The 22,235-nt window shown below is 63.0% G+C and carries 24 protein-coding genes and 3 tRNA genes; 10 read left to right on the top strand and 17 right to left on the bottom strand.

The annotated features are described in order from the left end of the window. Positions 1 to 80: 80 nt before the first annotated feature. On the bottom strand, positions 81 to 764 hold the full coding sequence (locus ACVZUB_RS01825) for a YceI family protein (protein WP_482628106.1): 684 nt from the start codon (positions 762 to 764) through the stop codon (positions 81 to 83). 245 nt (positions 765 to 1,009) lie between these two features. Between ACVZUB_RS01825 and ACVZUB_RS01820 the strand changes: the two genes are divergently transcribed. Continuing rightward, entirely contained in the window at positions 1,010 to 1,183 is a 174-nt protein-coding gene (locus ACVZUB_RS01820) for a hypothetical protein (RefSeq protein WP_003943953.1), read from the top strand. 349 nt (positions 1,184 to 1,532) lie between these two features. Here ACVZUB_RS01820 and ACVZUB_RS01815 read toward each other — a convergent pair. The 4 genes from ACVZUB_RS01815 to ACVZUB_RS01800 all read right to left on the bottom strand — a co-directional run bounded on the left by ACVZUB_RS01815 (position 1,533) and on the right by ACVZUB_RS01800 (position 3,011). After that, positions 1,533 to 1,623, bottom strand: a tRNA-Ser gene (locus ACVZUB_RS01815). Positions 1,624 to 1,679: 56 nt separating this feature from the next. Beyond that, positions 1,680 to 1,871 (bottom strand): CsbD family protein, encoded by a 192-nt coding sequence (locus ACVZUB_RS01810; protein ID WP_003943869.1) that lies wholly within the window; start codon positions 1,869 to 1,871, stop codon positions 1,680 to 1,682. Positions 1,872 to 2,009: 138 nt separating this feature from the next. After that, positions 2,010 to 2,471: a nucleoside deaminase gene (locus tag ACVZUB_RS01805; protein WP_003943976.1), complete on the bottom strand. Its 462-nt coding sequence runs from the start codon at positions 2,469 to 2,471 to the stop codon at positions 2,010 to 2,012. Beyond that, entirely contained in the window at positions 2,472 to 3,011 is a 540-nt protein-coding gene (locus ACVZUB_RS01800) for a tRNA adenosine deaminase-associated protein (RefSeq protein ID WP_003943823.1), read from the bottom strand. Between the two features lie 48 nt (positions 3,012 to 3,059). On the opposite strand from ACVZUB_RS01800, the gene ACVZUB_RS01795 reads away from it, so the two are divergent. Then, positions 3,060 to 4,034 (top strand): prephenate dehydrogenase, encoded by a 975-nt coding sequence (locus tag ACVZUB_RS01795; RefSeq protein ID WP_007731661.1) that lies wholly within the window; start codon positions 3,060 to 3,062, stop codon positions 4,032 to 4,034. Between the two features lie 11 nt (positions 4,035 to 4,045). Here the strand turns inward: ACVZUB_RS01795 and ACVZUB_RS01790 are convergent, their stop codons facing one another. Further along, positions 4,046 to 4,633 carry a putative glycolipid-binding domain-containing protein gene (locus ACVZUB_RS01790; RefSeq protein WP_073512852.1) on the bottom strand — a complete coding sequence of 196 codons (588 nt, stop codon included), beginning with the start codon at positions 4,631 to 4,633 and terminating at the stop codon, positions 4,046 to 4,048. 238 nt (positions 4,634 to 4,871) lie between these two features. Between ACVZUB_RS01790 and ACVZUB_RS01785 the strand changes: the two genes are divergently transcribed. From ACVZUB_RS01785 to ACVZUB_RS01765, 5 genes are all read left to right on the top strand, one after another. Then, on the top strand, positions 4,872 to 6,017 hold the full coding sequence (locus tag ACVZUB_RS01785) for a DNA cytosine methyltransferase (protein WP_234551208.1): 1,146 nt from the start codon (positions 4,872 to 4,874) through the stop codon (positions 6,015 to 6,017). After that, positions 6,014 to 6,874: a hypothetical protein gene (locus tag ACVZUB_RS01780; RefSeq protein ID WP_054831521.1), complete on the top strand. Its 861-nt coding sequence runs from the start codon at positions 6,014 to 6,016 to the stop codon at positions 6,872 to 6,874. The genes ACVZUB_RS01785 and ACVZUB_RS01780 overlap by 4 nt, the downstream gene beginning before the upstream one ends. A gap of 10 nt (positions 6,875 to 6,884) precedes the next feature. After that, positions 6,885 to 7,289 (top strand): very short patch repair endonuclease, encoded by a 405-nt coding sequence (locus ACVZUB_RS01775; RefSeq protein WP_030535751.1) that lies wholly within the window; start codon positions 6,885 to 6,887, stop codon positions 7,287 to 7,289. 10 nt (positions 7,290 to 7,299) lie between these two features. Continuing rightward, entirely contained in the window at positions 7,300 to 7,989 is a 690-nt protein-coding gene (locus ACVZUB_RS01770; RefSeq protein ID WP_482628105.1) for a DUF998 domain-containing protein, read from the top strand. A gap of 79 nt (positions 7,990 to 8,068) precedes the next feature. Further along, positions 8,069 to 9,307: an alpha/beta hydrolase family protein gene (locus ACVZUB_RS01765; protein WP_482628104.1), complete on the top strand. Its 1,239-nt coding sequence runs from the start codon at positions 8,069 to 8,071 to the stop codon at positions 9,305 to 9,307. A 217-nt stretch (positions 9,308 to 9,524) separates the two neighbouring features. On the opposite strand, the gene ACVZUB_RS01760 is transcribed toward ACVZUB_RS01765, so the two are convergent. The 11 genes from ACVZUB_RS01760 to ACVZUB_RS01710 form a co-directional block, all read right to left on the bottom strand. Beyond that, positions 9,525 to 10,226 (bottom strand): DUF732 domain-containing protein, encoded by a 702-nt coding sequence (locus ACVZUB_RS01760; protein WP_482628103.1) that lies wholly within the window; start codon positions 10,224 to 10,226, stop codon positions 9,525 to 9,527. A 208-nt stretch (positions 10,227 to 10,434) separates the two neighbouring features. Continuing rightward, a complete protein-coding gene (locus ACVZUB_RS01755) occupies positions 10,435 to 11,613 on the bottom strand; it encodes a cation:proton antiporter (protein WP_047271529.1) in 1,179 nt (392 codons plus the stop codon). Positions 11,614 to 11,647: 34 nt separating this feature from the next. After that, positions 11,648 to 12,277, bottom strand: a complete 630-nt coding sequence (locus ACVZUB_RS01750) for a pyridoxamine 5'-phosphate oxidase family protein (protein ID WP_482628102.1) — start codon at positions 12,275 to 12,277, stop codon at positions 11,648 to 11,650. Further along, positions 12,274 to 13,089 carry an ABC transporter ATP-binding protein gene (locus ACVZUB_RS01745; RefSeq protein ID WP_482628101.1) on the bottom strand — a complete coding sequence of 272 codons (816 nt, stop codon included), beginning with the start codon at positions 13,087 to 13,089 and terminating at the stop codon, positions 12,274 to 12,276. The genes ACVZUB_RS01750 and ACVZUB_RS01745 overlap by 4 nt, the downstream gene beginning before the upstream one ends. Next, positions 13,086 to 14,138 carry a FecCD family ABC transporter permease gene (locus tag ACVZUB_RS01740; protein WP_482628100.1) on the bottom strand — a complete coding sequence of 351 codons (1,053 nt, stop codon included), beginning with the start codon at positions 14,136 to 14,138 and terminating at the stop codon, positions 13,086 to 13,088. Before ACVZUB_RS01740 ends, ACVZUB_RS01745 begins: the two co-directional genes overlap by 4 nt. Beyond that, positions 14,135 to 15,178: a FecCD family ABC transporter permease gene (locus ACVZUB_RS01735; RefSeq protein ID WP_482628099.1), complete on the bottom strand. Its 1,044-nt coding sequence runs from the start codon at positions 15,176 to 15,178 to the stop codon at positions 14,135 to 14,137. The genes ACVZUB_RS01740 and ACVZUB_RS01735 overlap by 4 nt, the downstream gene beginning before the upstream one ends. Further along, on the bottom strand, positions 15,175 to 16,209 hold the full coding sequence (locus tag ACVZUB_RS01730; RefSeq protein WP_064442985.1) for an iron-siderophore ABC transporter substrate-binding protein: 1,035 nt from the start codon (positions 16,207 to 16,209) through the stop codon (positions 15,175 to 15,177). Before ACVZUB_RS01730 ends, ACVZUB_RS01735 begins: the two co-directional genes overlap by 4 nt. A gap of 155 nt (positions 16,210 to 16,364) precedes the next feature. Further along, the gene (locus tag ACVZUB_RS01725) at positions 16,365 to 17,282 is read right to left on the bottom strand and encodes a helix-turn-helix domain-containing protein (protein WP_482628098.1); all 918 of its coding nucleotides are present in this window, start codon (positions 17,280 to 17,282) and stop codon (positions 16,365 to 16,367) included. A gap of 46 nt (positions 17,283 to 17,328) precedes the next feature. Continuing rightward, positions 17,329 to 17,401, bottom strand: a tRNA-Arg gene (locus ACVZUB_RS01720). Positions 17,402 to 17,483: 82 nt separating this feature from the next. Then, positions 17,484 to 17,575 (bottom strand) — tRNA-Ser (locus ACVZUB_RS01715). 96 nt (positions 17,576 to 17,671) lie between these two features. After that, complete coding sequence (locus ACVZUB_RS01710; protein WP_003943860.1) at positions 17,672 to 18,391, bottom strand: dienelactone hydrolase family protein; 720 nt, start codon at positions 18,389 to 18,391, stop codon at positions 17,672 to 17,674. A 61-nt stretch (positions 18,392 to 18,452) separates the two neighbouring features. Here ACVZUB_RS01710 and hisC point away from each other — a divergent pair, with 61 nt between their 5' ends. The 3 genes from hisC to ACVZUB_RS01695 all read left to right on the top strand — a co-directional run bounded on the left by hisC (position 18,453) and on the right by ACVZUB_RS01695 (position 22,231). After that, complete coding sequence (hisC, locus tag ACVZUB_RS01705; protein ID WP_064073569.1) at positions 18,453 to 19,529, top strand: histidinol-phosphate transaminase; 1,077 nt, start codon at positions 18,453 to 18,455, stop codon at positions 19,527 to 19,529. Between the two features lie 100 nt (positions 19,530 to 19,629). Beyond that, positions 19,630 to 21,324: a bifunctional metallophosphatase/5'-nucleotidase gene (locus ACVZUB_RS01700; RefSeq protein WP_054825485.1), complete on the top strand. Its 1,695-nt coding sequence runs from the start codon at positions 19,630 to 19,632 to the stop codon at positions 21,322 to 21,324. A 37-nt stretch (positions 21,325 to 21,361) separates the two neighbouring features. Then, on the top strand, positions 21,362 to 22,231 hold the full coding sequence (locus ACVZUB_RS01695; protein WP_003943978.1) for an MYG1 family protein: 870 nt from the start codon (positions 21,362 to 21,364) through the stop codon (positions 22,229 to 22,231). The last annotated feature ends 4 nt before the right edge of the window (positions 22,232 to 22,235 follow it).

Here is a 22,235-nt window from a genome sequence, read left to right as displayed (position 1 = left end):
GAACGGACAAAAAGAAAGGAAGGTCATGTCCTTAATCTTCCCTGCCCGCCCCGAAGCAGTGCGAATCGGGTGGACGTAATTCAGCTCGCGGCGAGTGAGACCAGGAAGTCCACCGAACCGCTGCCGTCGACGGTGACGAAACCGAGGGACGGAGGCTCGACTCCGAAATCGGTCCAGGTGACCGGAATCGAGCCCGATGCGATCAGCGAATCACCCGAATGCAGCACGGTCATGTCGACCGACACCGGCTTGGACTGACCCTTGAGCGTCAGCGTTCCTGACACCGTGACCGTCGCCGTTGTTCCGTCCGTCGGTACAGCAGACAAGTCCACCGGCGAGTCGATCGTGAACGTCGCCGTCTGATACGTGCTGGTATCCATCACATTGCCCGTGAACTGGCCGTCCCGCCGATCCGAGTCGGTCTTGATGCTTGCCACCTGCACCGTTACTTCGCCGGAAGTGAGCTTTTCACCCTCGACAACCGCGTTTCCGCTCACCTCGCCGGTGGTTCCGACGACGGTCACACTCGATCCGTTCAGAATCTCGTGCACGGTGTATCCCGCTGCCGTCTGATTGTCCCCCTGCCCGGCGACGACGGTCCACTGCCCGTCGATCGATCCGGACGCCGCTTCTGCGCCCTGAGTGGATACCACGGCCGCCGGCGCATCGTCTTCAGCGATGAATTTCCCGTACGCCCACGGCCCCACAAGCAGGGCGAGTACGACCACAGCTACTGCTCCGCCGATCCACCAGATCTTTTTCATGGGCTCGACGATAGTTGCAGCTTCAACAGTTGTCAGGACTTACGACCTGGGAGAACCCTGTGAAAGTGCTCCACGACCACCGAAGGCGAGCCACATCTACAGCCATTAGTAATCATTTGGTAAAGTCGACTGTGCATTCCGGCCCCCAGCCTGGAATGCCTGGGCCGTGCGCATCGAATCATGCATCGATCCCGATGCGCACGGTCTGCCCGAAACACGAATCACACCGATCGAGGGAGCTCGCGATGGCGGACCTGACGCTCCTGACCGACGACGAGTTACGCGAGCGTCGGATCGCCCTCAGTCGATCCCTCACTACCGCAGCAGATTTGATCCCCACCCCGCCACCTTCGTTCTTCGAGAAGCTGAAGCAGGACATCGATGCCGCCGCTGCAGAGTGGATCGCCCGCCGCTCCTGAACTTCGTCAACCTGGGAATGTCCACCGGAGGACGGCCCCTCCCCCATAAGACTGAGTGCGGCTTCCGGTCTCCTCCGAAGTCCAGCGCTGTCCTCGTCCGAATGACGGATTTCTGCTCAATCCGAACGATTGTTTCTCGATTGCGGAATAGGTTCACGACGACGGATCCGCCCGGCGGCCGATCAGGTCTGTGTGTCGAACCCTCTCAGCCTCGACATGCATGGACGCGGGCTTCGACCTGGCCGGTCGTCCGATGGTCCAGTCGGAGCGTGTCCGTCCCCGACAGTCGGCAGCATCCGGGACCCATCCACAAAAAAGCTCCCCACCTGCGTGAACAGGTGGGGAGCTTTGGCGGTGGCGGAGGGATTTGAACCCTCGGACGGGGGTTACCCGTCACACGCTTTCGAGGCGTGCTCCTTAGGCCGCTCGGACACGCCACCGTTGGTGACTTTACCGGATGGAGTGCCCGTGGCTGAAATCGCCAGGTGGAGCGGTATTACGTGAGCTTGTCCTTGATGCTGGACGCGGCGTCCTTGACCTTCTCGCCTGCATCCTTGACGGCCGATTTCACCTGGTCGCCCTTGCCTTCGTTTTCGAGGTCCCGGTCACCGGTAGCGCTGCCAGCAGCTTCCTTGGCCTTGCCCCCGAGGTCTTCGGCCTTGTTCTGAGCCTTGTCTGCGATTCCCATGAGTACTCCTCTGTGAACGCGAACGAATCGCCTTCCGACGATCCGCCGATGCCCTGACGGCATCTGCCTCCACCATGCCCTCGATTGATGGATCCGGCTACCCGAGTGTGCGATCACTCTCGATGGGGAATACCGAATTCAGGCCCGCTGCTCGCGGAAGAAATCTTCCAAAAGCCCAGCGCATTCGTCCTCGAGGACCCCGCCGCGCACCTGCGGCCGATAGGTCAATCTTTTATCTCGAACTACGTCCCATAATGATCCGACGGCTCCGGTTTTCGGCTCCCACGCCCCGAAAACGACCCGAGAAACCCGGGCGAGGACCAGAGCGCCCGCACACATCGTGCATGGCTCGAGGGTCACGGCAAGCGTCGCACCTTCCAGGCGCCAGCCGTCACCGTAGGTTTTCGCGGCAGCACGCAACGCGAGGATTTCGGCGTGCGCGGTCGGATCGGACGACGCTTCCCTGGCATTGGAGGCCCGAGCAACTTCGACGCCGTCTGCGTCGAACACCACTGCCCCGACCGGGACGTCTGCGTCGGAGGCGGAACGTGCGGCCACGATGGCCGCACGGATCATGCGCTGATCGTCAGCGAGAGTCATCTAGCGCGGGAGCTTGTCGAGCGCTGCGCCGAACTCGGATGCGAACCCGAGTCGCTGCGCGATCATCCCCAACTGCTCGTCCGGATAGAGATCGGTCTCGGCCGCGATGACGGCGAGCACGGGTTCCGGCAGGCCCAGATCGGCCAGCACGGACAGATCGCCCTCTTCCCAGGGTTCGACATCGTCGAGGTCGTCCGGGTCGATGTCGGGGATCTCGATGTGCAAGGCGTCGAGGACGTCGGCTGCGATGTCGTAGTCGATGGCGGCGGTCGCGTCGGAAATCAGCAACTGCGTGCCCGACGGCGCCGGACGCAACACGATGAAGAACTCGTCGTCGACGTCGAGAAGACCGAAGACGGCACCCGAACTTCGCAGCTCACGCAGCTGCGTTTCGGCGGCCGAGAGCGAGGTCAACGCGTCGGGCGTCAGTGCCTTGACCGTCCAACGCCCCTCTTCACGGACCACCGCGACACCGAAGCCTTCAAGCTCCTCCGACTGGTTCGAAGAGGCGCTCTTGTTACCCGCGCGCTGTGCACCCATGGCGCAACGGTAGCCCGCCTGGTGCCAGTGAGTGAAGTCCGAGCATCGATGTGCCAACCTGAACTCGTGTCTGCGATCGATTCCGCCCCACCAGTCTGCGTTCTCGGCCTCGGATTGATCGGCGGTTCGCTACTTCGCGCCGCCGTCCGATCCGGCCGCCGGGCGTGGGGTTACAACCGTTCCAGCGAGTCCGCCGACGCGGCCCGAGCCGACGGTTTCGACGCCGACACCGATCTGGTTTCAGTGCTGCAGAGAGCAAACGAAAGCGGCGCGATCATTGTGATCGCCGTGCCGATGCCTGCCGTCGACGCCACCTTGGAGGCAATCGCCGCGCATGCGCCCGACAATCCGATCACGGACGTCGTCAGCGTCAAGGGTGAAGTGAAGGCCGCGGTCGAACGAGCGGGCTTGAGCGCCAAGTTCGTGGGCGGTCATCCGATGGCGGGGACGTCAGCTTCGGGTTGGGCGGTCGGGGATGCCGATCTGTTCGTCGACGCGGTATGGGTTGTTGCCACCGACAGCGGCGTCGACGCAGATGTGTGGTCGCAGGTCGCCGACCTTGCACTCGACTGCGGCTCGGTCGTCGTGCCGGCCGAATCTCTGGAACACGATCGAGCAGTCGCGCGAATCTCGCATCTGCCTCACCTGCTCGCGGAAACGCTTGCGATCACCGGAGCTGCCGGAGGCGAACTGGCTCTCGGGCTGGCTGCCGGATCATTTCGCGACGGCACTCGCGTGGCCGGGAGCGCTCCTGGCCTGGTGCGGGCGATGTGCGAGGGCAACCGCGACGCCCTGCTGGTCGCGCTGGACGAGGCGCTCGACCTTTTGCAGGGTGCACGTACCGATCTGCTCGACAACGGCTCGACGGCACGATTGGTGGACGCAGGGTTCGCGGCGCGCGGCGCCTACGAGTCGCACGAGCGGTGGGACATCGAAGACGTTCAGGCCGGAGAACCCGACTGGATCAACCGGATGCGAGACGCCGGTCGACGCGGCGGCGTCATCCGGCGATCCGCAACCTAGAACTACGCAACCTAGATACGAGTTGCCAGACCCGGGTAGTCGAGGACAAAACCTTCGGTGTCGACGGACAGCGTCGAGCTGGACACCGGGGACAGCACACTGATTCCGTCGGCGCCGGAGCTGTAGGTGATGGTCGCACCCTCGACGCGCAGGTCGAGGAGATTGACGTAGACGACCGGGACCTCGGCGTCTTCGATGTCGTTCTGCAAGCCGACGCGGCGGATGGGCAGCGTGTTGAAGAACGGGCTGAGGATCACGTCGACATCGAGTGCGCCATCGAACGCAGAGCGCTGGTGACTGGCGCCGTTCTCGACCATCCAGGTGCCTTCTTCGTCCCGGCTGATCGACATCTGACGCTCACCGGCGGCCAGGGCGGTCCGCACGGACAACCGGCGGGTGATGCCGGCCTCGTCGGTGACCAGGTCGTACGACGCGCTGAATGCCGGGTGCTCACTGCAGGCTCCACCGATGATCCGGCCGGAAGCCTTGATGCGATTTCCGTTCAGCTGCACACGAACAGACTCCATACGAGGAGCGTTGTGGGCCTGCCAGGTTAATACCGCGGGCCAGGACGCGTCACCGGAAGGTTGGATGCTCACCCGACCACGGTAATGGACGAACGGGCACGGAGCACCGCTGGTTCGGGTTATTGCTTCGATCAGGGACCTTTTAGGGACTTCGATCGGCCCCGAAGATCTCGATGTAAGGCGTTTCACAACGGTTCTTCCGTAAGGAGCACGCCGCGGACCGAATAGTTGGCAAACGGTGTCGGAGTTCTCGAGTACCGTGCTTCTAGGTCGGTTCGTGAGGAAGGGTGCTGTGACGTCGTCGCGGAGCATGGTGGGTTTGTTTGCCGGTATCGGTGGTCTCGAGTTGGGGCTCTCGGAACATGGGTGGAACACCGAACTGCTGTGTGAAATCGATCCGGGCGCGCAGGCAGTTCTCCGTTCGCGTTTCGCCGACGTGCCGTTGCACGGTGACGTCACCAAACTTCGCGCGCTGCCCAGTGACATCGAATTGGTGGCCGCCGGTTTCCCCTGCCAGGACCTCTCTCAGGCCGGCAAAACGGCAGGCATCACCGGCGCACGCTCAGGCCTGGTGGACGAGGTGTTCCGTCTGGTCAAGCGTAAGAAGGGCCCGCGCTGGCTGTTGATCGAGAACGTTCCGTTCATGCTCCAGCTCGGCAAGGGCGCCGCCATGCGGCACATCACCGACGCCCTCGAAGACCTCGGATACACCTGGGCGTACCGGGTGGTCGACGCCCGCGCCTTCGGACTCCCCCAGCGTCGCCAGCGAGTCATCATGCTTGCCTCGCGCACAGATGATCCCCGCGAAATCCTGTTCGGCCAGGACGCCGGCGAGCGCCTGGGTGGCGATCCCGCGGACTACCCCTGCGGCTTCTACTGGACCGAAGGCACTCGCGGTCTCGGGTGGGCCGTCAATGCCGTGCCGACGCTCAAGGGCGGCTCGTCCGTCGGCATCCCCAGTCAGCCGGCAGTCCGGTTGCCGTCAGGTGAGATCGTCACTCCCGGTCTAGTCGATGCCGAGCGACTGCAGGGTTTCGATCCCGACTGGACGCTGCCGTCCGTCGAGGTTCCCGGCCTACGCCACAGCCATCGCTGGAAGCTCGTCGGCAATGCCGTGAGCGTGCGGATGGCGTCGTGGGTCGGTGGCCGGTTGAGCGATCCCATCGAATACGACGCCGCTGGCGAGACGCCACTCGAACCGGGCGACGCCTGGCCGAGTGCGGCCTGGGGCCGTCACCGCCAGGCCTTCCGCGTCCATACCTCGACCTGGCCGGTCCAGTACGACTACGAGGATCTGAGCGGCTTCCTCGAAGACACGCGGTTGCTGTCGGCTCGGGCCACCGCCGGCTTCCTCAAGCGCGCGCGCATGGGCAATCTTCGGTTCATCCCCGGTTTCATCGAGGACGTCGAAAGCCATCTCGAGCGGATGGGCGGATATCCCGAGGCCGCGGCATGACGGACTCACTGTTTCCCGAACCTGAAACGCTGTTTTCCGAGCCGGAACACGAACCACTGTGGAGTGCACTGCAACTCGCGGGCGACAAGCCCCCGGCCGACGCCGATCGCGGCGAGAAGAAGAACTACGCGCAGCGACTGTCCAATCAACTGGCACAGACGGTGGCCGATGCTCTGCGTCCGCTGTATCCCAACATCACCCCGACGGCATCCGGCGAAGGCCAGGAGGCAACGGTCGATGTCGCCAAGGGACGAAAGCGCTTGGACGTCAAGGCACTCGACCCCACCCTCGGCCTGATCCTCTGCGTCTCCATCAAGACGTACAACTTCCAGGACTACAGTCCCCGCAGCGGCAAGCTGGGCCGCTGGACCAAGAACATCGTCCGCAACGACCACGAATTGCGTGGCGAGGCAATGGTTCTGCATCAGCGGCAGCCGTACAGCGTGTTGGTGGCCGTCATGTTCGAGCCGTACGCCACGTGCGACGACGGCGACCCGACCAAGACCAGCGACACCGGCAAATCCTCTTTTGCACACCACGTCACGACGCTCTCGAAGCGCTCGGGCCGAGGCAAGCGCGCGGTGGTCGGCGTTCCGGGAAAGGCCTGGGTGGATCTCGGCGCCGAGGACACCCGCTACGACCTCTTCGAGAAGGTCTACATCGGACTCTACGAACCCGATGGCGCAGTTCGGTTCTTCGACGTCGACGAGCCGCCGCCGCGCAACGGACGCCCCACCGAAGCTCAGACGCTCTCGTTCACCGACTTCGTGACCGTCGTGCACGGTGAAGTGGAGCGTCGCAACAGGTTTGCGCCTACCTGGTCCGATCCCGAAGACAGCGACGATTCCGACGGCTGAGAGAACCACGGTGCCTGCGACGGATCCTGCCACCAGCGCTCGGATGAGCGCTCAGCGTCGGCGCGACACCAAACCCGAAATCGCACTTCGACGCGAGCTTCATCGGCGCGGACTCCGGTACTTCGTGGATCGGGCGCCGATCAAAGGTGTTCGCCGACGGGCCGATCTGGTATTTCCACGCCGCAAAGTCGCGGTGTTCGTGGACGGATGCTTCTGGCACAGCTGCCCGCAGCATGCGACGTTTCCCAAGAACAACGCGCAGTGGTGGACGGACAAGTTGGCCGCCAACGTGGTTCGAGACCGCGACACCGATGCACGTCTGGCAGAGCAGGGTTGGACCGTCATCCGCATCTGGGAGCACGAAGATCCGCTGGTAGCGGCCGAACGCGTCCAGAAAGCCCTGCTCGGTCCGTAAGCTCGATTCCGTGAAGGAACGCAACGTTGCGCGGTGGGGTTTGGTGGCTGCGCTGGCTCTGGGCGGAATCGTCTACTCGTCGTGGATTCTCGAATTCTTCCTGGACACCGGCCTCGACCCGGTGACATCGTTCCTCAGCGAACTCGATGCCGAGAACCAGAAATACCGCGATGTCTTCGGTAACGCCGATGTCCTGTCCGCAGTCTTGATGTTGATCTCCGGAGCGCTGGGTCTGCTGATCACGCCCCGGCGAAGGCTCTACGTCACGGGCTGGATTGCGCTGGCGGTGTTCGGCATCGCGACCATCGCCGACGCGTCGTTCCCCCTCGAATGCTCGGGCGAGGGTTGCCCGTCGAGCGCACCCGACGGTCTACTTCCGCAGCTCCACCATGTTCACGCGTTGACGAGCAGCGTGGCGGTCTTCGCGATCTTCACCGCGATGATCGCATTCACCGTGGGAGCGTTCAGGTATCGCGAGCACCCTTCTTTGCGGACGACGGGTCTGACCATTCTGATCCTGACTTCCCTTGCGACGGTGTGGATGTTGACGACCAACAGCATCGAAGTCTCCGGCGGCGGTAATCTCGGACTGGGTATCGCTCAACGTGCGCAGGTGCTGGGAATGTCGTTGTGGTTGTGCACCCTGGCATTTGCGATGTCGAGGCCGCCATCCACCGGGCTCCCGGCGTCGCCGCGCTGACAGGTTTTCCGGCAAGCGATTCGGGCGATCCTGGAACTACAACTGAAAATGGCTGCCCCGAACTAGCGAAGGTGTGCCCATGTCTCTCGCGTCGTCGTTCTTCGCCCATCCGCACCAGGCGTTCACTGCTGGTTTCTATCGCAACGAATCCTTCGACTTCGAGCTACGAGTCGTTCTCGGGCAAGCCACCTTCGGCGCGGCAGACACCGGCGAAGTGCTCTCGGCCATCGCTCACGTCGGCGAGAAGGACCTCGAAGGCTGGTACGAGGCCTGGCTCGACCTCGGTACACGGGTATTCGGGCAGGCCGTAGAGGCAGCCGAGGCCGGGCATTCGCGAAGCGCGTCCAACGCGTACCTGCGGGCGGCGTCGTACTTCGGTGTGGCGATCAACGCCGTCGACGGTCTCAGCGACGATTCGGTTCTGGTCCCCACTTTCAAACGTCACCGACAGGCGTGGGACCGCTTCGTCGACACCACCGCCCAGCCCGTCGAACGCGTCCGGATCCCTTACGAGGACACCTACCTTCCCGGGTACTTCTTCCGGCCGCCCGGCGACGTGCGACGGCCGACTTTGATCATGGTGAACGGTAGCGACGGCCCGATCAGCGGGCTGTGGGGCAGCGGCGGTGCCGGGGCGCTCGAGCGGGGCTACAACGTGTTGATGTTCGACGGTCCCGGTCAGCAGTCGATGCTCTTCGAGCGCAACATCCCGTTCCGTCACGACTGGGAAGCCGTCATCACGCCCGTCGTCGACTATCTCGTGGACCGGCCGGACGTCGATGCGTCGAAGCTGGCGATGTACGGGATCAGTCAGGGCGGGTACTGGGTGCCCCAGTCGTTGGCGTTCGAGCATCGGATCGCGGCAGCGATCGCCGATCCGGGGGTCGTGGACGTGGCCGCGTCGTGGCTCGCCCACATCCCCAAGAACATGCAGAAGCTACTCGACGAGGGGAAGTCGGAGGCCTTCGACCGCGACATGGCGATGGGGATGAAATTCTCGAAGGACAGCGCCCGAATCTGGCGTTTCCGAGCGCGTCCGTACCTCGCCGACGGCTACTACAACACTCTCGCCGAGGTTCGGAAGTACCACCTCGAACACGTCGCCGGCTCGATCTCCACTCCCCTGCTCATCACCGATCCGGAAGGCGAGCAATTCTGGCCCGGTCAATCCAAGCGGCTTGCCGCTCTATCCGGCGGACCGACGACGCTGGTTCCCTTTACCGCTGCCGAGGGCGCGAACTTCCACTGCCAGCCCATGGCGAGGCGTCTGACTGATCAGCGGATGTTCGACTGGCTCGACGAGCAGTTGGATCTCTGAATCAGGACACTTTCTCATTCTTCGTCAACCACTCTTTCGGAGGCGTCGGCCGGAGAAGGATCGGATAACTCGAAACACTGCCAAATGCAATCTATTCCGACGTGACATCCACTTTGAGCACAAAACACTGTGCAAATTAGCCACTTCGAAACCGAACCGCGAATCAGGTCCATCGTGTAGGACAAAGCTGCGGTAACGGGGAGCCTGAATCAAAGCTTCAGCGAATGTACTTGTACCACTGCGGGCAGCCGTACTGCGTCAGGTGGGTGACCGCTAAGGCGGCCTTTTCGAAGTCAACGGGACGAAAATTCAACGTCTGACCTAGAACTGCATATTCGAAGCCGCGGTCACCACCCAACTCATCCCAGTCCGCGCACACCTCGTTGGCCCGTTCCTGCAGCCACTGAACACTTTCGTACGGCAAGGCATCTTGGTCGAACTGTTTGATCATCCTGCTCAAGGTGTCTTCGGGTGTCATGGTTGCGGTCGTCGCCCGAGGCGTGGATTCAACCACCTGCACCTTGGTGTCGCCGTATTCAGGACAGTACGACTTCGCTGCGGCTTTGATTATTACTGTGTTCTGGGCGGAACTGTAGACCCCGGCGCGATCGGACTGCTGCTGCAATATGGTCAGCGCATCTGCAATTGTCTGGCCACCCGAGACCGCTCGTTCGATCAGCTCGCACATACCTTTCCCAACATTGATCGCGACTTCCTCGCTGGCGAAAGGTACCTCAGCGACATAAACCTCACGCAGGTAGCTTTTGTCCGCAGACTCGGGTATCGCAGTGGGTGAGCTGCATCCCACGATAAGCCCAATGCTGCATAGGCCCCACGCGGCAACGATCTGAATTCTGCGTCCAAAACGTCGATGCGTTCGAACCGGTAGGGCATTGTTTTTCCACACATTTCGAAACATCGCAATGCAGACATCTCCCGTTACCTGCGCCGCCGATCCGATAACAGCCGACTGCTCTCCCTATTCCTTCTCGAAAAATTTCTTCTGGAAAAAGATCGTCGTCCCAATGCACCAACTGAAGGCACGAACTTCCACTGCCAGCCCATGGCGAGGCGTCTGACTGATCAGCGGATGTTCGACTGGCTCGACGAGCAGTTGGATCTCTGAATCAGGACACTTTCTCTTTCTTCGTCAACAGAGTGGCAATCATCGGCAACAGCAGAACCGTGATCGCCCCGGCCGCGACAAGAATCGACGCGTTGTCCGAGGACATCTGATGCGCGTCGACGGCCGCGCCCGTGACCGCCACGATCATGGGCAGGCCGGTAGCCCCGTACAACGCGACTTGCGCACTTTCGCGCGTGGTGAAGGGTGGTTCGACCTTCTCGAACTTGGTCACGAAGAACACCGGCACGCCGCGGACTACAACGATCAGGATCAAAAACGCAATCAGTATGCCGGGACTGGCGGCGACCGCCGAGACGTCGATCGCCATGCCTGAAGTGATGAAGAAAATCGGGATGAGGAACCCGAAGGCGATCCCGTCGAGCTTGATCTCGAGGCGCTCGTCGCCCTCTGGCATCAATCGCCGCAGGATGAAGCCGGCCGCAAATGCACCGAGAATGACGTCGAGTGAGAACACGGCCGACAGCACTCCGAGGCTGACCAACAACAGAACGGTGAGGCGGACCGTCGTCTGCGCCGTCGTGTCCGCCCCTGCCCGCACCAGGCGATGTGTCCACGAGCCTTCGTGAATCAGCTTGCCGGGCAGCACCGCAACGATGACAGCGATCAAGGCGAAGACGGCAAGAACGATCAGCGACAGTACGGCACCACGGGCACTCAGCAGCACCGCCATCGCGACGACCGGCCCGAGCTCGCCGACGGCCCCGTGGTTGAGGACGGTCTTACCCAAGCGTGTGTCGAGGAGTTTGTTGTCCTTGAGGATCGGCAGCAGCGTGCCCAGAGCGGTCGACGTCATCGCGATGGCAACAGCGGCTTCGGCGGAGATCACGTTCCTCATGCCAAGCAGCGCGACCACCGTGAACGCCAGCGCGAGGCAGAACAGCCACGTGTAGAGCGCTCGACGTCCGCCGCGCCCACTGAGTTCCTGTCGGTCGATCTCGTAGCCGGCGAGCAGGAACAGCATGCCGAGGCCGAGTTCGCGCAGGATGCCGATCGCTTCGCTGTCAGCTGCGATGTTGAGGGCGAACGGCCCGACCACTGCGCCCGCGACCAGTAGCAACACCACTTCGGGAACCAGTCGACGCGGGATCAGGCCCGCGACTATCGGCGCAATGGCCGCGATCAGCGCAATCCAGAACAGCGAGGAGGCAATTGAAGGCACGGATCATTATCGGACATAGGTGACGGATCTGCGCTCAGTACAGGTACTTGCGGTACGCCTCCTGCCGAGCCGGCTCCAGATCCTCGACCAGCAGGCTGTGCTGCTCGGCCATCATGTCGCGCAGACTCGGTACGCCATCGGATGCGGGCCACGTCGACGGATCCCACAGCTTCGCCCGCAGAATCGCTCTCGCGCAATGCAGATACGCCTCGTCGATCTGCACGATCACCGCAAGCTGTGCAGGCTTGCCGTTCATCGCCATCGAGTCCAGCAGATCAGGATCGGTGGACAGAGTCGCCGTGCCGTTGACGCGCACGATCTCGTCGTGCCCGGGCGCGAGAAAGAGGATCCCCACGTGAGGATTTTCGATCATGTTCCGGTACGAGTCGGCGCGCCGGTTGCCCGGACGATCCGGGAGCACGAGCGTCTTCTCGTCAGGAAACAGAACCTGACTGACCAAGTCGCCGCGCGGCGAGCAGTCGCAATTTCCAGCCGCATCGGATGTCGCAAGCACAAAAAACCTTGCCTGCTCGATGAATTCACGGATCAACGGAGTCGTGTGAGCGGTCTGCTTCTCCATGATCGTCGGATGGGGCTGTCCGAGAATCGCATTGAGTTGTTCCACGGATTCGATCCGCCCGCCCGGGGCGTTCGACGCCGTCACGTCAACACGTCGTCGAGGACGTGGTGGCGCCCGAGCGGCAACACCAACGGCTTACCCGAGATGGGGTCGGGGATGATTCGGCTCTCGAGACCGAAAACGGTGCGGACGTTGTCACTGGTGAGCACCCCGGCAGGATCACCCGCCGCGTAGACCCGGCGATCGGCCATGGCGACGAGGAAGTCGGCGTAGCGGGCGGCGAGATTGAGATCGTGCAGAACCATGACAATCGTTGTACCCCAAGTCCGGTTCAGGTCGGTGAGCAGGTCCAAGACCTCAACCTGGTGGCTCACGTCCAAGAAGGTAGTCGGCTCGTCGAGAAGAAGCAGATCGGTTTGTTGGGCGAGCGCCATCGCAATCCACACACGTTGGCGCTGACCGCCGGAAAGCTCGTCCACCGATCGTTCGGCCAATTCGGTTGTGTCCGTTGCCGCAAGCGCCTCGGCGACGGCGGCGTCATCCTCGCGACTCCACCTCGACAGCACCCGCTGATGTGGATGTCGGCCTCGGCCGACGAGATCGGCGACAACTATCCCTTCCGGTGCGATCGGTGACTGCGGCAGCAGACCGAGCGTGCGAGCGAGCTTCTTCGCGGGTAGGCGATGAACATCCTTGCCGTCCAGGAGAACATGACCACTTCGGGGACTGAGTAGCCGCGACATCGACCGCAGCAGCGTCGATTTGCCGCACGCGTTGGCGCCCACGATGGTCGTGATCTTTCCCGGCGGCACCGCGAGGTCGAGCGATTCGACGACGGTCCGTCCTCCGTAACCGAGTTCGAGGTTTTCGACAGTCAGAGTATGGGATTCGGTCACAGCGAACCTCCCGTTCGGTTGGAGCGAATGATGAGGTAGACGAGATACGGCGCTCCCAGCGCGCCGGTCACCACGCCAACGGGGTAGCGGGTGCCGAAGGCGTACTGTCCGCAGAAATCGGCAACGAGCACCAGCAGCGCTCCGACCAGCGCCGACGGAATCAAAAGTGATGTTCCCGGACCGACGATGCGGGCGGCGATGGGCCCTGACAGAAATGCGACGAAGGCGATGGGCCCAGCAGCGGCAGTGGCAAAGGCGATGAGTCCGACGGCCGCAATGATCGTCAGAATGCGCGTTCGTTCCACTCTGACGCCGAGCGCTTGTGCTGCGTCGTCACCGAGCTGGATGGTCGAAAGGTTGCGCGATTGGCTCAGCAGCACCGGCCCGAGCACGACCAGCGCCAGGAGTACGGGAACCGTCGAACCCCAGTTGGCACCGTTGAGACTGCCGGTGAGCCAACGCATCGTCTCCTGCAGATCCCACGCGGCGGCGGTACTGAGAAGGTAGGCGGTGACGCTGTCGAGCATCGCGGCGATGCCGATACCGATCAGAATGAGCCGAGTGCCCGCCACACCGTCCCGGAAAGACAGAACGTAGATCAAGACTGCGACGCCCAGACCGACAGCGATAGCAAAAACCGATACCTGTGAACCGCCCAGTGAAAGCGAGATGATCGCGAAAGCTGCTGCAGCGCTTGCACCGGAGCTGATTCCGATGATGTCGGGGCTCGCGAGCGGATTGCGCAGCATCGTCTGGAACGTGATGCCGCCCAAGCCGAAACAGGTTCCGGCGACCACAGCGAGGACAGCGCGAGGCAGACGGAGGCGACCGACGGTGAACGAGGCACCAGGCACGTTCTCCCCCAGCACGACGCGAAGCACATCTGACGGCGGGTAGAAGGTTTTTCCCACCATCAGAGTGACCGCGAAAGAGGCGACGACGAGGACCATCAGCACGGCAATCACGATGCGGCGGCGTCTACCTCGTCGGATACGGCTTGCTCCGACTGCGTCGACCTCGACTTCGGGAGTAACGAATGTAGTGGTCACAGCTCACGTATTTTCTGACGGCGGACGATGTAGATGAAGAAGGGCGCTCCGATGAGCGCGGTGATGATGCCGACGTCGATTTCGCTCGGCCGCGCGACAATTCGTCCGAGAATGTCGGCGGCGACCAGAAGGGCGGCACCTGTCAGCGCAGAAAACGGTAGCAGCCAACGGTTGTCGATACCGATCAACAACCGGCACAGGTGCGGGACGACCAAACCGACGAAGCCGATCGGTCCCGCGATGGCAGTGGCCGCACCGCAGAGCAGCACTGCACCGAGCGCTGCCACTGCACGAACCACCGCGACACGCTCACCGAGGCCCGATGCGACCTCGTCACCGAGCGCGAGAGAGTTGAGACTGCGGGCCGACAGCAGGCAGATCGCGAAGCCGACAACGAGAAATGGCAGACCCTGCCGGATTACCTCGAAGCTCGCGCCACCGACGCCGCCGATCTGCCACGAACGAATGTTGCCCGCAATATCGTTTCGGGGCAGCATGATCGCAGTGATGAACGAAGCAAACGCAGCCGATGTTGCGGCCCCGGCAAGAGCCAACTTGAGTGGCGTGGCTCCACCTCGCCCGAGTGACCCGACTACGTAGACGAACAATGCCGCCCCGGCTGCACCGAGTACGGCCACCCAGATCATGCTGGTCTGGGTCCACAATCCGAACCACGCCATTCCGATCACCACGGCGAGCGAAGCGCCCATGTTGACGCCCAGGATTCCGGGATCCGCCAAAGGGTTTCGGGTAATCCCCTGCATCACAGCGCCGGCAAGACCGAGCGCAGCTCCCACGATTATCGCGAGCACCGTCCGCGGAATGCGCTTGGCAATCGCACCCTGACCGATGTTGTCCGTTGAACCGCCTAGTGCGGCAACAATATCGGACCAGTCGACCTCACGAGAGCCGATGACGATCGAAGCGCACATGAGCACCGCGAGGACAACGAGAAGGGCGATCAACCACAGCGAATTGCCGAACGTCGGGCGCCGCGTATCGCGAGCGCCCGACGTCGAATCCTGCGAGGTTACAGTCACTCCGACTTTCCAGCGGCCCCGGCGAGCAGATCGACGTAGTCGCCGAGTACCCACGAAATTGCGAGTGGAGTCGGGTTGGCCGCCGTTCCCATCGGCCCGGTTCCATTGAGGAACACGATCGCGTTGTTGGCGACGGCAGGCATCTGCGAGAGCAGCGGGTCAGCCTTGAGTGCGTCGACAAGTGCCTGGTCACCGTAGGTGACGATCAGTTCGACGTCGTCGAAGACGTCCACACGCTCCGCACTGACCTTCTTCGAGAACTCACCACCCGTCGAGGCGTCGGCAACGCTCTTCGGCGTCGAAAGTCCGAGGTCCTCGAAGAACGCGGCGCGCGTGTCGTTCGCCGTGTAGAAGCTGACCTGGCTCAGATCAGCGGTGTCGACGTGCGTCAGGAACATGGTTGCCTTGCCGGCAAGCTGCGGATGCGAGGCAACCTCGTCGGCGATCTCCTTTTCGATGGTGGAGATCAGTTCCTGCCCTTCGGATTCCATACCCAAGCCCATGCTGTTGAACTTGATGACGTCGCGCCACGACGTCGCCCACGGCCCCTCGGGGTATGCCACGACCGGAGCAATCTCGCTGAGGGTGTCGTAATCCTCCTGCGTCAACCCGGAGTACGCGGCAAGAATGACGTCAGGGTTCGTATCGGAGACGGCTTCGAAGTCGATGCCGTCGGTCTCGTCGAAGAGCACCGGCGGCTTCGCGCCGAGTTCGTCGAGCTTTTCCTCGACCCACGGCAGCATGCCGTTGCCATTGTCGTCGCCGAACGTCGCCGCAGCCATTCCGACGGGAACCACGCCGAGAGCAAGGGGCACTTCATGATTGGCCCAGGCGACGGTGGCAACTCGCTCCGGCTTGGCGTCGATCGTCGTAGTTCCGAAAGCGTGCTCGATCGTGACGGGGAAGGAGCTGGATCCGCTTCCGGCGCTGCCGCCGTCGGCGGTCTCCGAGGAGTCGGAACTGCAAGCTGTCATGCCGAGGGCGACTGCGACCGCTGCTGCGGCCACCGCCAAGAAGCGTTTTGAACGCATGAAACAGAACTCTCTCGAGAAGGGGTACGGCCCTCAACCCGGCTCGATAAGGCACTTAGGTGAGGTTTGCCTAAACCGTATACGGGAGGGCATTGTGGCGCAATCGCGTGTTTGGGACACTCCGTGTAGCGATCGAGACAAGGTGCGATGGCCGATCAGCTAGCCCGGAACATCCCTGGTGTAGCACCTGTAGTGCGGCGGAATGCCGCACCGAACGCACTGGTCGAGTGGTATCCCACTCGCTCGGCAACCTCTTGTAGATCCAAGCCGTGCGCAAGAAGCGTCACCGCCCGTTGGGCGCGCACCGCTGACACCCACTGCCCGAAACTCATCCCGGTCTCCGACCGAAATACCCGGGTGATAGTTCGCGGGCTGACGCCGAGGAACCTTGCCCAGTCGGACAGCGTTCGCATGTCACTCGGATCGTCACCGATCGCATCGACGATGGGTTGCAGAAGTGGCGAGTCCGGCACCAGCACCAGCAACTCGTTCGGCGACGGTGCCAGCACGTCGATCACCATCTGCTCCGTGAGCGAGCGCGAAGGAGCTCCGAGTGAATCGTCTGCCAGTCGCTCGAGGAGGTTCCGCAGCAGCGGAGTGACCTCGATCGCCACCGGCACGTCGGACAGAGAAGGAACCGACGCGATGTCGAGCTGAGCGGCCCGATACCAGGTTCCGGCGGGCGCGATCGCCGAGTGCAGGACGCCGGCGGGCATCCACAGACCGACGGTCGGGGTGATCGTCCACGTGCGCGATCCCACCGTGGCGCTCGACGCTCCTCGCTCGTTCCACAACAATTCGTGGGTCGGGTGCGAGTGCGCCTCCCACCGGGTCTCGCGGGAGACAAGCTCGTCCATGCCCGCGATGACAAAGGGCACCTCGACCGCCCCGGCCGAGTAGACCGGGAGCGTCCGACTGTCGACGGTCTCCAACGGGTTCTCCTCGGTTCGCGTGGCTGCTCCGCAGAAAGCATAGGTCGCGGGGATCGGTTGTCGGTTCCCACGATCGCGAGGATCACCGCCCGAAATCGCCGAGGTGACCTCACACACATTCAAGAATTGCGTATGCACCACAACAAAAAGAAGGTCACAGACCTGAAGTCTGTGACCTTCTTTCTTGTGCGCCCGAAGGGATTCGAACCCCTAACCTCTTGATCCGTAGTCAAGTGCTCTATCCGTTGAGCTACGGGCGCATGTTCTGTTGTCTTGCTGGTCTTGCGTGTCTTACCGTCGTAATTTCTATCATTTCTAACCCGCCGGTCAAAATCACCGGCTTGGCGGAGGCGAGAGGATTTGAACCTCCGGTCCCTCGTAAAAGGGACAACTCATTAGCAGTGAGTCCCATTCGGCCGCTCTGGCACGCCTCCCTGGGGGTTCCGATCCTTTCGGACCGCCGGATCGAAAGATTACACACCCTTCGCCACCAAAGGCAAAACGTGTGGTCAGCGGGCTGTTTTGTGGACTTACCGCAGGTGGCTGTCGAACCAGTCGAAGATCCGGGTCTGAGCTTCGATGATCGAGGCCGAATCAGGGTCGTCGAGGTCAGCGTCCTCGGACAGCTGTGGCGGCTCGTCCGCCCGGTGAGCCAGTCCGGCGTAGCTGACCACCAGTGTCGCGACGTCGGCCTTCGCGGTCGCTTCCCGGAGCAGAGTCACGTGTTCGCGAGGCGTGCTGGGATCGTCCTCGCCGTACAGCGCCAGCCACGGCGCCTGCAGGGAAGTGGCCGCGTCGACAAGCGCCTGAGCATCCACCGACAAGGCTTCGACGATTCCCCGGGCGGCGACGCTCACCGCGGCGCCGACGGGACGGCTGGTGGCCACGAGCATCGCGGCGGTACCGGCGTCGTCGAATCCGAGCACCCCGATGGTGTCTGCGAGAACTTCGCGTCCGACGAGCCAATCGAGGGTCGCGTCGAAGTCGGCGAAGAGGTTGTCACCGAACACCTCACCCTGCATGTGTTCGGGTTCGCGGTGAAACAGGTGAGGTGCGACGCTCACCCACCCTTCGCCGGCAAGCGCGCACATCAGATTCAGCAGAGCCGGGCTGAACTTCCGGGCTTCATGCAGGACGACGATCCCGCCCCGCGTCGGGCCGTCCGGCTCCACCACAGTCAGCGGAACAGCCGTGGCGACCTCCCCTTCGGCTCCGCGCAGATACGCGGTGGCTCGGAAGATTTCCGACATCTTCTAACTCTGACACGCAGACGGCCGCTACGCACCAAATCAGTGCGCGCATAATCGACTCGTGACCGCACACATTCGCCCTGACCTCGCCTCCATCCCCGCCTACGTTCCCGGACGCAATTTTCCGGGTGCGATCAAGCTGGCGAGCAACGAAACGACAGTAGGGCCGTTGCCCGGTGTGCGTGACGCCGTCGCCGACGCGGTCGCCAATGCCAACCGCTACCCGGACAATGCCGCGGTTGCACTCATCGAGGCGCTGGCCAGCTTCTTGAAAGTCGAGCCGGCCAACGTCGCCGCTGGTTGCGGCTCCGTGACGCTGTGCCAGGAACTCGTGCAGATCACGTGCGATCAGGGTGACGAGGTCATCTACGCGTGGCGTTCGTTCGAGGCCTACCCCGTGGTCACTCAGGTCGGCCACGCCGTCTCGGTCAAGGTTCCGCTCACCGAGGACTTCGGCCACGACCTCGATGCGATGCTGGCCGCGATCACCGACCGCACGCGGTTGATCTTCGTGTGCAACCCCAACAACCCGACCGGCAATGCACTGTCGAAGGCAGAGCTCGAGAGCTTCCTCGACGCTGTGCCGGCGCACGTCGTCGTCGCACTCGACGAGGCGTACTTCGAGTACTCACGCTCGGACGCCGACGGCATCGAGCTGTTCCGCAGTCGCCCCAACGTGGTTGTTCTGCGCACCTTCTCGAAGGCGTACGGCCTCGCGGGAATCCGCGTGGGTTACGCGGTCGCGGATCCGGAGATCATCGTGGCCCTCGGCAAGGTGCACACCCCGTTCACCGTGAGCGCTGTCGCGCAGGCCGCAGCAATCGCTTCCCTGGCTGCAGCAGACGAACTGCTTGCCCGCACCGAAGGTGTCATCGCCGAGCGGACGCGAGTTCGAACCGCTCTGATCGAAGCCGGGTACACCGTCCCCGAGTCGTCGGCGAACTTCGTCTATCTCCCCCTCGGAGAACTCTCTCCCGCTTTTGCCGAGGCGAGTACCGAAGCGGGCATTCTGATCCGCCAGTACGGCGTCGAGGGCGTCCGGATGACCATCGGCGATCCACACGAGAACGACGCATTCCTCGCTTTCGCTGACACCGACGTCGCGAAGCAGGCCGCGGGCATCGGCGTCACCGCGTGACACTCGATACATAACTGTTACGCCGAGGACTGGAATTCGTTTCGGCAGACGGGCACACTCAGGGAGGTTCGAGGCCGGTCCGAGTGAGGGAGCACGACGCATGACGCGACGCATGACACGAACGTGTGCCGTGCTCGCAACGACCCTTCTCGCCACCACCGCGACCTCCCTGAGTGGCGTCGCCAACGCAGAGTCCCAGGACACGGTGTCGGTACGTCTGTTGGCGTTCAACGATCTGCACGGCAGTCTCCGCCCGCCGGAAGGTGTTCGCAGCGAGATCAGGCAGGCCGACGGCTCGCTCACTCCCGCAGGTGGCGCGGCGTATCTCGCGGCCTACGTGACGCAACTTCGCAGCCAAGCCACCAACTCGCTGCTGTATTCGGTCGGTGACAACTGGGGATCGTCGGCGCTCGAGTCGGCGATGTTCAACGACGAACCGACGGTCGAACTCCTGAACCGGATGAAGATCGACGCTTCCGCGATCGGCAACCACGAACTGGACAAAGGGCTCGCCGAGTTCCGACGCATGCAGTCCGGCGGTTGCTCCGCCGTCGATGCGTGCACGTTCAGTCCGTCCTTCGGCGGCGCCAACTTCCCGCTGATGGCCGCGAACATGACGTACACCAACGGCACCCCGGCCACATTGCCCTTCACCGTGAACATGGTCGACGGCATTCCGCTCGGAGTCATCGCGATTTCCCCCGCCAACACATCGCAGATCGTGACACCGGGTGGGATCGCCGATCTGCAGTTCGGCGACGAGGTCGAAGCGATCAACCGCACCGCCGACGTCCTCGACTTCTTCGGCGTCAAAGCCATCACCGTCCTCCTGCACCGTGGGGACGAACCGGCCGTCGAAGGTGGGCCCAACGACTGCAACGTCGAGTCCGGGCCGGCCCGCGACATCGCCCTTCGTGCGTCACCGAAGGTGGACGTCATCTTCACCGCCGACAGCCACCAGCAGTACAACTGCGAATTCCCTGATCCCGCAGGCAATCCCAGAGTCGTGATGCAGGGCGCTTCGCACGGCCGGATCGTGTCCGTCGCAGACGTCACCATCGATCGCAACACACGCGAGGTCGTTCGCGATCAGACGTCCGCGTTCAATCAGATAGTGACACACGATATTTCGCCGGATCCCGATATTCAGGCTCTCGCCGACCGGGCCTGGTCGGAGGCGTCGGACAGCGCTCAGCGGCCGGTGGGGACCATTACCGCCGATCTGACACGCGACCGCGTCCCCAGCGGCGAATCGACACTCGGCAACCTGGTCGCCGACGCTCAACTCGCCGCCGGATCGACACGAGGCGCCCAACTAGCGTTGACGAACCCCGGCGGCATGCGCGAGGACTTGGACTTCGGCACTTCCGGCCAGGTCACCTACCGCCAGGCCTACGGTGTTCAACCCTTCGGCAACAGCCTCGAGGTGCTCTCCGTCACAGGAGCGGTGTTGAAGGACTCTCTCGAACAGCAATTCCAGATCGACCTCGACGGCACCGCTACCGAGCGCATCCTCTCCCCGTCCGCGGGCTTCACCTACGCCATGGACCGGCGGGCGGCACCAGGCGCGCGAATCTCGGAAATGCGCCTGAACGGCCAGGACATCGCGCCCGACGCCGTCTACAGCGTCGTGGTGAACAAGTTCCTCGCCGAGGGCGGGGACGGCTTCACCGCGCTGAAGAACTCCACCCAGATGACCGGTGCTGGCAACGACCTCGACGCCTTGACCGCCCTGTTCGCAGCCGGGTCGCCGGTCTCGCCACCTGCCACCGACCGCATCCGCACCATCGGCTGACTAGGCATCCCCGCGCTCGATTGCCTAGTCTCGACGGGTGATCATCGCGACCCATAACGGCAAGTTCCATGCAGACGACGTCTTCGGCGTATCGCTGCTCAAGCAGCTGTACCCCGACGCCACCGTCGTTCGCAGCCGTGACGAGTCCGTCCTCGACAGCGCGGACATCGTGCTCGACGTCGGCGGTCGCTACAACCCAGCCGAGGGGCGCTTCGACCATCACCAGCGTGATGCCGGCGAGCGCAGCAACGGCATCCTGTACTCCGCCTTCGGTCTGCTCTGGCAGGAATACGGCCTGCAGTTCTGTGAAGGCGACGCCTCCGTGTTCCGCCGTATCGACAGCCGACTGGTCGAGGGCATCGACGCCGTCGACAACGGCCAAGAGATCTACACCCTCAACGACTACGGCACCAAGCCTTTTGATCTGTCGTCCGTGCTGGACCTTTTCAATCCGATCTCGTCCACCGACGAGGAGTTCGACACCCAGTTCGAGCTGGCCGTCGTTCTCGCAACCCAGGTCTTGATTCGCCTGCGCGCCAAGTACGCCGGCGACGCGGCCGCCGAGCGCGAGTTCACCGAGACCTACGAAAAAGCAACGGATCCGCGCTTCGTCGTCCTGGAACGCTTCGTTCCCCACGGCCGCGCCGCGTCGGCCCAGCCGGAGCTGCTGTTCACCATCTTCCCGAACACCAACGGCGGCTGGTCGATTCAGACGGTCAAGCCTGCTGACTCCAAGTTCGGTTCACGAAAGCTGTTGCCGGAGCCGTGGCGCGGCCTGAACGGCTCGGATCTTGCCGCCCAGACGGGCGTCGACAGTTCGGTCTTCTGCCACAAGGCCGGGTTCATCGCGGCTGCGCAGACCCGTGACGGCGCCCTCCAATTGCTCGAACTGGCACTGGCCGAGTAGTTCT

This window comes from Rhodococcus sp. OS5 (genome assembly GCF_056837585.1).
This window is presented reverse-complemented; position numbering and strand designations above follow the sequence as displayed.

Bases quoted from the DNA above. Each gene is read 5' to 3' on its own strand.
- ACVZUB_RS01825 (WP_482628106.1), bottom strand. From the start codon at position 764: ATGAAAAAGATCTGGTGGATCGGCGGAGCAGTAGCTGTGGTCGTACTC.
- ACVZUB_RS01820 (WP_003943953.1), top strand. From the start codon at position 1,010: ATGGCGGACCTGACGCTCCTGACCGACGACGAGTTACGCGAGCGTCGG.
- ACVZUB_RS01810 (WP_003943869.1), bottom strand. From the start codon at position 1,871: ATGGGAATCGCAGACAAGGCTCAGAACAAGGCCGAAGACCTCGGGGGC.
- ACVZUB_RS01805 (WP_003943976.1), bottom strand. From the start codon at position 2,471: ATGACTCTCGCTGACGATCAGCGCATGATCCGTGCGGCCATCGTGGCC.
- ACVZUB_RS01800 (WP_003943823.1), bottom strand. From the start codon at position 3,011: ATGGGTGCACAGCGCGCGGGTAACAAGAGCGCCTCTTCGAACCAGTCG.
- ACVZUB_RS01795 (WP_007731661.1), top strand. From the start codon at position 3,060: ATGTGCCAACCTGAACTCGTGTCTGCGATCGATTCCGCCCCACCAGTC.
- ACVZUB_RS01785 (WP_234551208.1), top strand. From the start codon at position 4,872: ATGGTGGGTTTGTTTGCCGGTATCGGTGGTCTCGAGTTGGGGCTCTCG.
- ACVZUB_RS01780 (WP_054831521.1), top strand. From the start codon at position 6,014: ATGACGGACTCACTGTTTCCCGAACCTGAAACGCTGTTTTCCGAGCCG.
- ACVZUB_RS01765 (WP_482628104.1), top strand. From the start codon at position 8,069: ATGTCTCTCGCGTCGTCGTTCTTCGCCCATCCGCACCAGGCGTTCACT.
- ACVZUB_RS01760 (WP_482628103.1), bottom strand. From the start codon at position 10,226: ATGTTTCGAAATGTGTGGAAAAACAATGCCCTACCGGTTCGAACGCAT.
- ACVZUB_RS01730 (WP_064442985.1), bottom strand. From the start codon at position 16,209: ATGCGTTCAAAACGCTTCTTGGCGGTGGCCGCAGCAGCGGTCGCAGTC.
- ACVZUB_RS01710 (WP_003943860.1), bottom strand. From the start codon at position 18,391: ATGTCGGAAATCTTCCGAGCCACCGCGTATCTGCGCGGAGCCGAAGGG.
- ACVZUB_RS01700 (WP_054825485.1), top strand. From the start codon at position 19,630: ATGACGCGACGCATGACACGAACGTGTGCCGTGCTCGCAACGACCCTT.